Genomic DNA, 13,057 nt, shown 5'->3' with positions numbered 1-13,057 from the left:
CATCGATGCATGCAGGCTACCGTGGTGCTCGCGCGGCACAGGGCGGGCGTTGGATCAACTCGCCCCCCGTGTCAGACACCGGGGCAAGATCAACAACGATCGACAGGAAACATGACGTGACTGACGAGGGCGGGCGTCGCGTCTGGTACGTGGCCTACGGATCGAACATCGACGAGGAGCGCTTCGCGCAGTATCTGGCCACGACGGCGCAGGATCCGCGTGTGTCCCATCGACGAGCGCGATGGGTCACGATCGACCACGCACTGTACTTCGCCGGGACGTCGAAAACATGGGGAGGGCCCGTCGCCTTCGTCTCCGTGCTGCGCGACCAGAGTGTCCGCACGTGTGGACTCGCTCGGCTTCTCGAGTGGAAAGACGTCGAGACCATCGCCCGGAAGGAGAACGGGGCGGAAGAAGATGAAACCGTCCTACCAACAGACCTCCCTGACCAAGGGAAGTGGACTCAGCTTGATGTGACGATGGACGACACGAAGGGCAAGTACAACGCCCTCTTGAGGCTTGCAGACATCGACGGAGTGCCAGCCGTCACCCTGACGACTCTTCGCTCTTTGCCGCTCGGAGCCCCGACTCCCCGCTATCGAGAACTCATCGAAGCGGCCTCCGGCAAACCTACAGACGTGACGCCTCCCTGGGGCGCTTCATCTGATCGTGCAGTCCTTCCACACGGAGACGTGACCATAGAGCTGACGCTCCGGGCGGAGGACTCACCAGGGATGACTGCCCTGACGCTGCCTGCGTCAGAGCGCCCCGACGGTGAGGCGATGCTTTTCGGGACGGTGAGTTCCATGAGCGCGAGTCGAACGACATGGATCCGATTCGACGACGAGGTCGACGCGGGGACAGCACGCGTCGACGCGACAATCGCCCGCAGCCTCGGCGTCGAGCTGAAGGTTCCCGACAAGAACAAGGGCGAAAAGCCCGAAGCTGACACGATCGTGACCTTTCGTCGACCCCTCCATTACCGAATCCTCGGCGGGGAATCCGGTGATATCCCCGACAGCGATGTCGTCTACCTCTCACCAACGGACGCGGCTCTGTTCGATGGCTGGGCGCTCCTCATCACCGCGCGAGGTGGCGGACCGGTCCGTATCAAGTCGCGGGATCACGTCCCGCTCGGAGCAGCACGAGTCGCCTACGCGCTGCGCGTCATCACATCGATCACGAAAGACTCCGCCGGAAAGCTCACCGGCCATGTCGCGCTGCAGCCTCTCTCTGACCCGAACCCCCTGCTCAGCAAGATTCAGAAGATGACTCGGTGGCTCGGCGAAATCGCGATCGGAGCACCGCCCATCGCTCTGCGCTCGACCGAAGGCTTGGTCGGAGACGACGGGAAAGACGTCGTGCGGGTCGACCCCACGGCCCTCGATTACCTCGGGTGCGCGTCCGGCGACTCCGTGATCGTCAGTTGGGCGCGCAAGAGTCATCGCGCGCGTGTCCTGCTGCACACGGACGTCACCAGAGAGCGAATGCACGCGCAATTTGCGGAGACCACGGGATCCCAATCGCGAGAGTCCTGGGGGGACATCGAAGCGCGACGAGAGATTCCCCACCACCTCCAGGCCTGGCTTTCCTCGTCCGTTCGCCACCAGCTCGATATTCCGCCCGACAGCATTGTTCGTCTGCGACGCAGCACCACCCGGACCCTGGCGAAGCACTCGGCTTTGCTTTCGCTGCCTCTCGCGGGTTTGGTTCTCGCGGCGCTGGCGGTTCCTGACATCGGCGTCTTTGCGCTGGCCGCGGTTCCACCTGTCGTTCTCCTCGCACTGGCGCAGATCCGGATGCCGCATCGCTGATTCGTGCGCGACGAGCCGGGTTCCTCGGTCGAGAGCGACGCTGTCGCTGAGAGCCGGTCCGTCGCGCGCCGCGAGGTACCCCGCGCGCGCTGATCCGTCCGTACGGTTCGTGTTGCGCACGCCGCGGGGTCCTGATGAGCCGGGTGAAAAGACGTGCAGATCCGGAATGCGCCCCGCACATCGCGGGTTGGCAACGCGTGGCACTGCCCCTCCACGAAAGGACTCCCCCATGAGCCTCTTCAGCCCGACCACCGTCGGTACCGTCGACGTCCGCAACCGCGTGGCCCTCGCGCCGATGACCCGCCTCCGCGCCGGAGAAGACGGCGTTCCCGGTCCGATCGTCGCGACCTACTACGCGCAGCGCGCGGGCATCGGCCTGCTGGTGACGGAGGGCGTGTTCCCGAGCACCGAGTCGCGCGCGTACCCGGGCCAGCCCGGCATCGTGACCGACGTGCAGGCCGCCGGGTGGGCGAAGGTCGCGGATGCCGTGCACACCGAGGGCGGCACCGTCTTCATGCAGCTCATGCACAGCGGGCGCGTCACGCACCCGCTCATCACCGGCACCGCCCGCATCGTCGCGCCCTCGGCGATCGCGATCCAGGGCGAAACGCGTCTGGCCGACGGCACGAAGGTCGACTACGCCGTGCCGCACACCCTCGACACCGCCGAGCTGGCCACCGTCCGCGACGAGTTCGTCGCCGCCGCTCGTCGGGCCGTGGATGCCGGAATCGACGGCGTCGAACTGCACGGCGCCAACGGCTACCTGCTGCACGAGTTCCTCTCCCCCGCCTCCAACCAGCGCACCGACGGCTACGGCGGATCGGCCGAGGCTCGCGCGCGCTTCGTCGTCGAGGTCGCGCAGGCCGTCGCCGAGGAGATCGGCGCGGAGCGCGTCGGCATCCGGATCTCGCCCGCCCACAACATCCAGGACGTCTGGGAGACCGACGACGCCGAGACCCGCGCCACCTACGAGGCCCTCGTCACCGGTCTCGCGCCCCTCGGCCTGGCGTACCTGAGCGTGCTGCACGCCGACCCCGCTGGCGAGCTGATCCAGGATCTCCGCCGCGCCTTCGGCGGCACGTTCATCGTCAACTCGGGCTTCTCGAAGGTCACCACGCGCGACGAGGCGGTGTCGGTCGTGGAGGACGACATCGCCGACCTGATCGCCGTGGGCCGCCCCGCGATCGCGAACCCCGACCTCGTCGCGCGCTGGGAGCAGGGCGCCTCCGAGAACCCGGTCGACCAGGCCACCGTCTACGGCGGCGGCGAGCGCGGCTACACCGACTACCCGGCCCTGCAGGGCTGACTCTGGATGCCAAGGGCCCCGCGCGGATGTTCGCTCGGGGCCCCTTGGCATCCAGAGTCAGCTCCCGCTGTAGTGGGCGATCTTCTCGTCCAGCACCTCGATCGCCCGCTCGAGCTTGTGTCGGCGGTTCTCCAGCTCTTCGCGGTGCGCTGTCAGGAAGGCGACCCGGTCGCCGGCGTCGTCTTCGCGCAGCAGCACCGTGAACTCGCGGAGGTCGGCGATCCCCAGCCCGGCGTCACGCAGGCACGTGATCAGGCCGATCCAGAAGAGGTCGTGCTCGGTGTACGCCCGATGTCCGCCGGCCGTCCGGGCGACGTGCCCGATCAGGCCCTCCCGCTCGTAATACCGCAGGGTATCGAGCGAGAGGTGGGTCCGGGCGGCGGCCTCAGCGGGCGTCCACGTGGTGGTCATGACGTCTCCTGATCGCGTCATCGGGCATCGGCGAAGCGCCGGAGGTGCTCGGCATCCAGTGTCAGGTCCGTCGCGGCGATCGCCTCATCGAGTTGCGCCATCGTACTGACGCCGACGAGAGGCGAGATGCCCTGCCGCAGGAGCCACGCCAGCACCACCTGGTTTCGCGTGGCGCCCGTCTCGTTCGCGACCTCGTCGAGCGCGCGCAGGCGCCGGGCCGTGCCCGGGTGGTCGTAGGCCTCGGGCAGAGGCCGATCGGTGCGGGTGTAGCCCCCGTTCAGCAGCGGCGTATACGCCCAGACGTCGAGGGCCTCGGCGACGGCGTGATCGAGGTCGTCGGGGGTGAGCAGGCGGTGGCCCGCATCGGGGAGGGGCGCACCCGGACGCGGCTCCACGAGCGAGTACCGCAGCTGCACCGCCGACCAGGGCTCGACCCCGAGCGAAGCGGCGATCGTCCGCGCCCTCTCGACCCGCCAGGCCGGGTGGTTCGCGGCCCCGACGCGCGCAGCCGCCCCGCGCGAGACGACCTCGCCGAACGAGGCCACCGTCTCCTCCAGGGGAACGCGACGATCCTCGGCGTGCGCCCAGAGCAGGTCGACCGACTCCACTCCCAGCCTCTCGAGACTTCCCTCGAGACCGGAGAGGATCGCGGATGCCGACAGCCCTTCCGCCGTCTCCGGCCACCGGTGCGCCACGGTGGGGTTCTGCCCCACCTTCGTCGCGATACGCACGGCGTCCCGCACACCGGGGCGTCGCCGCAGCCACTCCCCGATGACGCTTTCGCTCGCGCCCCCGCGCCCCGCCGTGTCGGCCCAGAACGTGTAGCAATCCGCGGTGTCGAGCCAGCGCCCGCCGGCCGCGACGAACCGGTCCATCAGGTCGAACGCGTCGCGCGGGTGGATCCTCGTGCCGTAGTACATCGTGCCCAGTACCAGCCGGGCCGCGCCTGCTTCCTCTGTCATACGGACGATGCTGCGACCTGGAGCGCACTCCAGGTCAAGCGAGTCACCGCTGCGAGATCCCGCCCACCATGCCGCTGATGAAGCGCTTCTGCAGGGCGAAGTACAGCACCGCGATCGGCAGGGCGACCATCACTCCGGCCGCCGCCAACAGCGAGTAGTCGGTGACGTGCTGGCCCTGGAAGAACGCCAGCCCCAGCGGGGCGGTGCGCAGGTTGTTGGACACGATCATGACCAGCGGGATGAGGAACTCGTTCCACGTCCACATCGTGATGAGCACGGCCATCGTCATGATCGGCGCGATCGTGGGCGGAACGACGATCTGCCAGAGCACCCGGATGTCGCGCGCGCCGTCGAGCCGGGCGGCCTCGAGGATGTCGCCGGGGAACGAGCGGAACTGGTTGCGCATCCAGAAGGTCGCGAAAGCGAGGGACTGCGCGGTCTGCGGCAGGATCAGCGCCCAGTACGAGTCGGTCAGGCCCATCGAGCGCATGTTGAAGTACAGCGGGATGATGAACGCCTCGGCCGGCAGGGTCAGGCCGAGCAGCAGCACGTAGAACAGCACCGACGAGCCGATGAACCGCATGCGCGCGAACGCGAACCCGGCGAGGATGCTGAGCACGACGGTGAGGAGGACGACCGCGGTGGTCACGATGAGGCTCGAGATCACGTAGACGCCGAAGTTGCCGCGGGTCCAGGCCTCACCGTAGTTCTCGAGCGCGAGACGGCTCGGGATCGCGAACCCGCCGGTGTTCTCGTCCGAGGGGGTCACCGACGACAGCAGCACCCCGAGCAGGGGCACGATCGCGAAGACCGCGAACATCGCGAGGATGACCTGGTTGACGATCTTCTCGCGCAGCGAGAGCTTCATTCGACGTCCTTCGGCTCGATGCGGCTGATCGCGATGGTGAGCAGCACGATCACGACGGTGAGCACGACGGCCACCGCGGAGGCCAGACCCACCTGGCCGGTGTTGAAGGCCCGGTTATAGGCCTCGAACGCGGGAACGGTCGTGCTGTTGCCCGGACCGCCTCGCGTGGTGATGTAGACGAGGTCGAACGTTTTCAGCGCCGACACGACCGTGAGGGTCAGGGCCACGGCGATCTGCCCGCGCAGCGCCGGCAGGGTGATGGCCGTGAACTCGCGCACGCGCCCCGCGCCGTCCAGGCGGACCGCCTCGAACAGCTCCGGTGGGATGTTGCCGACGCCGGAGAGGAAGAGCACCAGGCACAGCCCGATGTTCAGCCACGTGCCGACCAGGCCGATCGCGAAGAGGGCGGTGTCGTAGTCGCCCAGCCACACGCGGGTGAGGTCGGCGAGGCCGATCGCGCGGAGCACCTCGTTCGCGAGTCCGTTCTGCGAGTAGATCGCGACCCAGATCGTCGCGACGACGACCGAGGCGATGACCTGCGGGAGGAACAGCACCGTCCGGTAGAACGACATCGACCGCATCTGGTGCGAACGCGAGATGAGGGCGGTGAGGAACAGGCCGATCATGACCGGCAGCAGGGCGTAGAACGCCATCAGCACGATCGCGTGCGCGAACGAGTCCCGCAGCTGCGGGTCTTCGAAGACGCGCAGGTAGTTCTCGATGCCCACCCAGGTCGCCGTCCCGAGGCCGTTCCAGTCGTAGAACGAGTACTGGACCGTCTGCGCGATGGGAACGCCGAGGAAGATCGCGAACACGAGGAACGCGGGGGCGACATAGAGGTAGGCGACGCGCGAGCGGCGCGCCCGACGGGACCCGGAGGCCCGTCGGGCGCGCACGGCCTGCGCGTGGTCGCCGGCGCGGGTGAGAGTCGCCGTGGCGGTCTCTTCGCTCGGAGCGACCGAGTGCAGTGCGGTCATGATGACGTTTCCGTATCTCCGGTCACTTGCTCGACTGGAAGGCCGAGTAGTCCGCCTGCAGCGTCTCGGTGAACTTCTCGGGCGTGGCCTGTCCCGCGACGAGGTCCTGCACCGCGGCGGTGAGGGTGTCGTAGAAGGTGGGCGTGGAGTAGTCGAGATACGGGACGACGCCGTTCGCCGCCTGAACGGCGCGGTACTGCGTGGCGATGTCGGCGGCGAGGGAACCGGCGGCCGGGGCGTAGTCGGCGGGAAGCACTGTCGGCAGGTTGCCGGTGTCGAGCAGCACCTGCGCGGCCTTGGCGTTGGTGACGAAGTCGATGTAGGCGGCGGCGACGTCGGGGTGAGCCGACTTGAAGGTGATCGCCCAGGCGAGGCCCTGTCCGCCGGTGGTCGCCGGAGTTCCCTCGGTGGAGTTCAGCGCGACGAAGCCCACGTCGTCGCCCATCGCGGTCGCCAGTGTCTGCTGCTGCCACGTGCCGTTGATGTCGAAGAGCGCACCGCCCGAGCTGAACGACGTCAGCGCGTCGTCACGCGAGATGCCGTTGGCTCCCGCCGTGAGGTAGCCCTTCGACGACCAGTCGGCGAGGTCTTGGGCGGCCTCGACCGTCGGTGCGTCCGTCCAGGCACCCGAGGTGCCGGCGACGAGGTCGTTCACGGCCGTCGAACCGGCGACAGCCGCCTGCGTCACACCGAAGAGGTGGATGCCCGGGCTCTTCTCGAGGTTGCCGAAGGCGAGGGGCAGGATGCCGGCAGCCTTGGCCTTCTCCATGTCGCTCTCGAGGTCGGCCAGGGTGGCGGGCACGTCGAGGCCGAGCTGAGCGAGGAGCTTCTTGCTGTAGTAGACGCCGACGAGTTCGCCCGTCTGCGAGACGCCGTAGAGCGTGTCGCCCTGCCACGTCTTGCCGTCGCTGCTGAAGCTGTTCTGCTTCAGCAGGCCCTCGGGATAGTAGGAGTCCCAGCCGTAGAGGCTCGCGTAGTCGTCGACGGGACGCAGCATGCCGGCTTCGACGAACGCGCCCATGTCGGGGTAGCCCTGGTTGGCCTGCACCACGTCGGGCGGCGTGTTCGACGACAGCGCGAGCTTGAGGGTCGTCTTCAGGTCGGCGAACGACTGCGCGGTGCGCTCGATCTTCACGTTCGGGTACTGCTTCATGAACGCCTCGTTGAGCTGGGTCTGCGCGTCGGCGATGCCGCCGTCGGTGTTCTGGTCCCAGACCGTGAGGGTGATGTCTCCGGCCGCGGCGACGTCCTTCGAGACGGGACCGAGCGAGGCCGAGGTGGCCGGCCCCGAGCCGCCGGGGGCGCAGGCGGTGAGGGCGAAGACGGCGCCCAGCGCCGCGACGGCGGCGCCCCGGGCGAGGACGGTGCGAGTGAAGGTCATGCGAGGGTTCCTTGTCTGCTGTCGGGTAGGGCGGAACGGTTCTGGTGACGCGCCCAATCGCGCACGGCATCCCAGTCGGGATCGGTCTGCGCGGCGAGGAGCTCCCCCACCTGGGCGGGTGTGGGGGTACTGCGAGCGCCGCCCGCGCCGCGAACGGTGCAGGCGGCGACGGCAACGGCGAGACGGGTTCGGTCGGCGAGCGACCATCCCCAGGCGGTGGATGCCATGAACGCCCCGGTGAAGGCATCCCCGGCGCCGGTCGGGTCGACGGCGGCGACGCGCGGGGCGGGCACGCGGACGCGGTCCGAGCCGTCCGCGGCGAGCGCCCCGTCGGCCCCGAGGGTGACGACGACGACACCGACGTGCGCGGCGAGCACCTCGAGCGCGTCCTCCGCGGTGGCGGCGCGCGTGTAGGAGAGGGCTTCGATCTCGTTGAAGACGATCGCGTCGACCCCGGCGAGACGGGCGAGGAGGTCGTCGGACCACAGGCCGCTGGCATCCCATCCCACTCCGCCGAAGAGGAGGCAGCCGCGCTCGCGCAGCTCGCGGGCCCAGGCGGGGACCTCTTCGCCCACGCCGACGTGCGCGGTGCGGGGCAGCGCGCCGTGCCATGCGAGCTCGGTCGCGGGAAGCTCGAACGTGACGAAGGAGCGCTCCGGGCCGTCGGTGATGGCGACGGAGATCGGGCTCTGGTGGTCGGCGAGACGCCGGCACCCCGAGAGGTCGAGGTCGGGCTCGGCGCGGAGCATGTCTTCGACGATGCGCCCGATGGGGTCGTCGCCGAACTCGCTCAACAGGCTGGTCGTGGCTCCGAGTCGGGATGCCGCCACCGCGCGGTTGGCCGCGCCACCGGGAGAGATGGTGAACGCGTCGGCGTAGACCTCGGCGCCCGGGCTCGGGATCGGGGCACCCGAGAAGACCAGGTCACTGTAGACCCGTCCCGAGACGAGGACGTCGATGGCGGTCACGGCTTCTCCTTTCCGACGGTATGAAAGCTTTCGGCGAGGTCTGACGCTCTCGCCTGACTAACTTTGCGCATCTTGCGTTTCTTTCTTGTTTCGAGGCGGCGGCGATGACGTAAATCTCTCAGATTCCCGTCATCACTTTGTCAACTTCGGTCAAACCTCGTCAAAGTCCGTACTAGAGTGGCGGCATGCTCCTCGCTCAACGTCACGAACTGATCCTTCAGTCGCTGCTCGACGGCGGCCGTACCGTCAGCCAGCTCGCCGACACCCTCGGCGTCAGCGAATCGACGATCCGTCGCGACCTCGAGATCCTCGCCAAGGCAGGTCGCCTCGAGCGCAAGTACGGCGGAGCCATGCTCACCACGGGCAGCCGCGCCAACATCACCGACTCCGGAGATCTCGAAGAGCCCATCGACGACCGCGCCGGCGATATCGCCCTGCGCCAGCGCATCGCGGCGGCCGCGGTCGAGCTGATCTCCGACGGCGACGTCGTGGTGCTCGACATCGGCTCGACCACTCCCCTGATCGCCCGTGCTCTCCGGGGCCGCAACGTCACGGTCATCACCTCCAACCTCGCCGTCCTCGACGAGCTGCGCGACGACGACAGCGCCGAGGTCGTGCTCCTCGGCGGCGTCCTCCGGCGCAACTATCAGTCGCTCGTCGGCCCCCTGGCAGAACAGGCGATCGGCCAGCTCAGCGCCGACGTCATGTTCCTCAGCTGCACGGGCGTCCGCGGACGGCGGGTGGTCGACAACATGGCGATCGAAGCACCCATCAAGCAGGCCCTGATCGCGGCATCCGAACGACTGGTCCTGTTGGCCAGCGAGATCAAATTCCCCGGCACCGGAGCGATGAAGCTCTGCACGCTCGACGAGGTCGACGTCGTCATCACCACTTCCGGAACACCAGAAGAAGAACTCGCTTACAGCCGGGAGACCGGCAGAAGGGTCATCGTCGCATGAAGCTCACGATTCTCGGAGGCGGCGGGTTCCGCACGCCCTACGTCTGGCAGGCGCTGGTGCGCGACAACGGCACCCCGCGCGTCACCGAGGTCGCCCTGTACGACGTCGACGCCGAGCGCCTCTCGACGATGGAGGCGATCCTCGACCAGCTGTCGGAGGGCTTCTCCGACGTCCCCGTCCTCACCACGCACACCGACCTCGAGCCCGCTCTCATGGGCGCCGACTTCGTGTTCGCCGCGATCCGCGTCGGCGGCGTCGAGGCCCGCTGCTGCGACGAGCACGTCGCCCTCGACCTCGACGTCATCGGCCAGGAGACCACCGGCCCTGGCGGTCTCGCCTACGCCCTCCGGACCATCCCGGTGATGGTGCACATCGCCGAGATCGTCAAGCGCGTCGCCCCGACCGCGTACTTCCTCAACTTCACCAATCCGGCGGGCATCATCACCGAGGCACTGCAGTCGGTGCTCGGCGACCGCGCCCTCGGCATCTGCGACACGCCTTCGGGCCTCGGCCGCCGCGTCGCGTCGTCGCTCGGTTTCGACCACACGCGCGTGCAGATGGACTACGTCGGCCTGAACCACCTGGGCTGGATGCGCCGCGTTCTCGTCGACGGCGTCGACGTGCTCCCCGCGCTCCTGGCCGACGACGAGCGGCTCGGCCGTATGGAGGAGGCGCTCGTCTTCGGCTCGGACTGGATCCGTGAGCTCGGCGCCATCCCCAATGAGTACCTGTACTACTACTACTTCAACCGTGACGCGGTGAGCCGCATCCAGGAGTCCCCGCAGACCCGCGGCGACTTCCTCCTCGAGACGCAGACGCGCTTCTTCCGCGATGCCGCCGCGGCGGGCTCGCGTGCCGCAGCCGTGTGGGAGGCCGCCGTCGACGAGCGCGGCGCGAGCTACATGGCCGAAGCCAAGGGCGGCGTGCAGGGTGCTCCCACCACCGACCGTGAGCACGAGACCGACCCCGCGCACCTCGGTTACGCCGGTGTGGCGCTGGGCGTGATGGCATCCATCAGCCGCAACGAGAAGCGCACGATGATCCTCAACGTCCGCAACCGCGGCACGATCGCGGGCCTGCCGGAAGACGCCGTCGTGGAGGTGCCGACGATGGTCGACGCCAACGGTGTGCACCCCCTCGCTCTCGAGAGCCAGCCCGACCTGCACCAGCTGGGGCTCATGCAGCAGGTCAAGGCCGTCGAGCGGCACACGATCGCGGCGGCCCTCACCGGCTCGCGCAGCGAGGCGCTCAAGGCGTTCGCCCTGCACCCGCTCGTGGACTCCGTCACGGTCGCCCAGCAGCTGCTCGACGGGTACATCTCGCAGAACCCGCTGGTCGCCGAGGTGTTCGCGGGCGAGCTCGCGACGGCATGAGCATCGATGTCCTGACCACGATCGACGCGGAGGCGGCCGGCAAGGTCGTCGCCGCGTCGATCGCGGAGCTCGTGCGCGACAAGCCCGACGCGGTCATCGGCGTGGCCACCGGCAGCTCGCCCGAGCCCGTCTACACGGCGCTGGCCCGCCTCGCGCGGGTGGGTGCGGACTTCTCGCGCGTGCGCTGGTTCGCCCTCGACGAGTACCTGGGCCTGCCCGCCGGGCACCCGCAGTCGTACCGCGTCTTCCTCGAGCGTCACCTCATCGACCCCCTCGGCCTGGATCCGGCGACCCTGTTCGTCCCCGACGGAACGGCTTCGGATCCGGATGCCGCTGCCGCGGCGTACGAACGCCGGATCGCGGCCGCGGGCGTCGACCTCCAGCTGCTCGGGATCGGCGAGAACGGCCACATCGGCTTCAACGAGCCCGGGACACCGTTCACGGCGGTGACGCACCGCGCCGCCCTCGACGCGTCGACCCGCGAGGCCAATGCGCGCTTCTTCGACGACCTCGACGCGGTGCCTCGCGAGTGCCTCACGCAGGGGCTCGCGACGATCCTGCGCGCCGACCGCATCGAGCTCATCGCGTGCGGTCCGCGCAAGGCGTCGGCCGTTGCGACCGCCGTCCGGGGACCCGTGACGACCGATTGCCCCGCGAGCGTGCTCTCGACGCACCCGCGCGTCCGCTTCACGCTCGATCCCGAGGCGGCTGCGATGCTCCTCGGCGCCCCCGCCCTCCGGTGAGCGGCGGGACGAGCACGAGGGGAGCACGCATCGCCCTCCTCGTGATCTGGGGCGTGGGCGTGCTCGCCTACATCGTGTCGATCACGAACCGCACGTCGCTCTCGGCCCTCGGGATCGACGCGGCGCACCACTTCGAGATCGATCCCGTGACGCTGTCGCTGTTCGCGGTGATGCAGCTCGCCGTGTACGGCGCATTGCAGATCCCCGTCGGCCTGCTGCTCGACCGCTTCGGCCCGCGCGCGGTGCTGACCTGCGGAATGCTCGTGCTCGCCGTGTCGCAGGTCGTCCTGGCCCTGGCCCCGACGGTGTCCCTGGCGATCGTCGCGCGGCTGCTCCTCGGGGCCGGTGATGCGGCGATCTTCCCGAGCCTGCTCCGGGTGATCGGCATCCGTTTTCCCCGTCGTCTGGCGCCGGTCGCGGTGCAGGTGACGGGGCTGCTCGGGCAGTTCGGGCAGATCGTCAGCGTCATCCCGTTCGCCGCCCTCGTCCACGCGGAGGGCTGGGCGCAGGGGTTCCTGCTGCTCGCGGCGACGACGGCGCTGTGCGGTGTGCTCACCGGGGTGATCGTCCGCGAGCGCGGCAAGCGCCCGAGCACGCGGACCGACGTCCTCGCGAGCATCCGCACCGCGTGGCGCGAGCCTGGTACGCGGCTCGGGTTCTGGACGCACTTCACCACCCCGTTCGCCGGCAACGCGTTCGCGGTGCTCTGGGGCTACCCGTTCCTCGTGAACGCGCAGGGCGTGCCGCGCGGCACCGCCGACATGTTGTTCACTGTCTACGTGCTCTTCGGGCTCGTCGCGGGCCCCGCGATCGGAGCCCTGTCCGCGCGCTTCGCCGCGCACCGCACCCGGCTGGTCGTGGTGCTCGTCGGCGTGCAGATCGCGGCCTGGGGCGTCGTCCTCGCGTTTCCCGGTCCCGCCCCCGTGGCGTTCCTCGTCGTCCTCGCGGTTGCGATGTGCATCGGTGGCCCGTCGTCGATGCTCGCCTTCGACTTCGCCCGCGAGCACAACCCGCCCGCGCGCCTCAGCACCGCCACCGGCATCGTGAACACCGCGGGCTTCCTCTCGAGCGTTCTGGCCCTGCTGGCGATCGGTGCCGTCCTGACGGTGGCCGACCCGGCGGCGACGTACGGTCTGGCAGCGTTCCGCGTCGCGGAGCTGGCCCAGGTTCCGGTGTGGGCGGTGGGCCTGTTCATGGTGCTCCGCAGCGCCCGGGCATTGCGGCGACAGGAGAGCTCGGTGCGGTCCGACGCGGATGCCGTGGGGATCTCGGCCTGACACGCGGGCGGATGCCGG

12 protein-coding genes are annotated in these 13,057 nt (G+C 69.2%); 6 read left to right on the top strand and 6 right to left on the bottom strand.

Annotated elements, in window-relative coordinates:
• Nucleotides 1-68: 68 nt before the first annotated feature.
• Complete coding sequence (locus tag PIR02_06065; protein WZH38230.1) at nt 69-1,814, top strand: hypothetical protein; 1,746 nt, start codon at nt 69-71, stop codon at nt 1,812-1,814.
• Between the two features lie 229 nt (nt 1,815-2,043).
• Entirely contained in the window at nt 2,044-3,120 is a 1,077-nt protein-coding gene (locus PIR02_06060) for an alkene reductase (GenBank protein WZH38229.1), read from the top strand.
• Between the two features lie 57 nt (nt 3,121-3,177).
• Here the strand turns inward: PIR02_06060 and PIR02_06055 are convergent, their stop codons facing one another.
• The 6 genes from PIR02_06055 to PIR02_06030 are packed head-to-tail and all read right to left on the bottom strand — an operon-like array spanning nt 3,178 to nt 8,687.
• Nucleotides 3,178-3,531, bottom strand: coding sequence for a MerR family transcriptional regulator (locus PIR02_06055; protein WZH38228.1), 354 nt, complete (start codon nt 3,529-3,531; stop codon nt 3,178-3,180).
• Between the two features lie 17 nt (nt 3,532-3,548).
• On the bottom strand, nt 3,549-4,493 hold the full coding sequence (locus PIR02_06050; protein WZH38227.1) for an aldo/keto reductase: 945 nt from the start codon (nt 4,491-4,493) through the stop codon (nt 3,549-3,551).
• A 43-nt stretch (nt 4,494-4,536) separates the two neighbouring features.
• Nucleotides 4,537-5,361 carry a carbohydrate ABC transporter permease gene (locus PIR02_06045; GenBank protein WZH38226.1) on the bottom strand — a complete coding sequence of 275 codons (825 nt, stop codon included), beginning with the start codon at nt 5,359-5,361 and terminating at the stop codon, nt 4,537-4,539.
• A complete protein-coding gene (locus PIR02_06040; protein WZH38225.1) occupies nt 5,358-6,338 on the bottom strand; it encodes a sugar ABC transporter permease in 981 nt (326 codons plus the stop codon). The genes PIR02_06045 and PIR02_06040 overlap by 4 nt, the downstream gene beginning before the upstream one ends.
• Nucleotides 6,339-6,360: 22 nt before the next feature.
• A complete protein-coding gene (locus PIR02_06035; GenBank protein ID WZH38224.1) occupies nt 6,361-7,719 on the bottom strand; it encodes an extracellular solute-binding protein in 1,359 nt (452 codons plus the stop codon).
• Nucleotides 7,716-8,687 carry a PfkB family carbohydrate kinase gene (locus tag PIR02_06030; GenBank protein ID WZH38223.1) on the bottom strand — a complete coding sequence of 324 codons (972 nt, stop codon included), beginning with the start codon at nt 8,685-8,687 and terminating at the stop codon, nt 7,716-7,718. Before PIR02_06030 ends, PIR02_06035 begins: the two co-directional genes overlap by 4 nt.
• 185 nt (nt 8,688-8,872) lie before the next feature.
• On the opposite strand from PIR02_06030, the gene PIR02_06025 reads away from it, so the two are divergent.
• The 4 genes from PIR02_06025 to PIR02_06010 are packed head-to-tail and all read left to right on the top strand — an operon-like array spanning nt 8,873 to nt 13,039.
• Nucleotides 8,873-9,646 (top strand): DeoR/GlpR family DNA-binding transcription regulator, encoded by a 774-nt coding sequence (locus PIR02_06025; GenBank protein ID WZH38222.1) that lies wholly within the window; start codon nt 8,873-8,875, stop codon nt 9,644-9,646.
• Nucleotides 9,643-11,019 (top strand): 6-phospho-beta-glucosidase, encoded by a 1,377-nt coding sequence (locus PIR02_06020; protein WZH38221.1) that lies wholly within the window; start codon nt 9,643-9,645, stop codon nt 11,017-11,019. Before PIR02_06025 ends, PIR02_06020 begins: the two co-directional genes overlap by 4 nt.
• Complete coding sequence (locus PIR02_06015; protein ID WZH38220.1) at nt 11,016-11,762, top strand: glucosamine-6-phosphate deaminase; 747 nt, start codon at nt 11,016-11,018, stop codon at nt 11,760-11,762. Before PIR02_06020 ends, PIR02_06015 begins: the two co-directional genes overlap by 4 nt.
• A gap of 41 nt (nt 11,763-11,803) precedes the next feature.
• Nucleotides 11,804-13,039: an MFS transporter gene (locus tag PIR02_06010; protein WZH38219.1), complete on the top strand. Its 1,236-nt coding sequence runs from the start codon at nt 11,804-11,806 to the stop codon at nt 13,037-13,039.
• Nucleotides 13,040-13,057 lie beyond the last annotated feature (18 nt).

Source organism: Microbacterium enclense (assembly GCA_038182865.1).
Taxonomy (GTDB): Bacteria; Actinomycetota; Actinomycetes; order Actinomycetales; family Microbacteriaceae; genus Microbacterium; species Microbacterium enclense_B.
The sequence above is the reverse complement of the archived record's forward strand: the minus strand, read 5'-3'. Positions and strand labels throughout refer to the sequence as shown.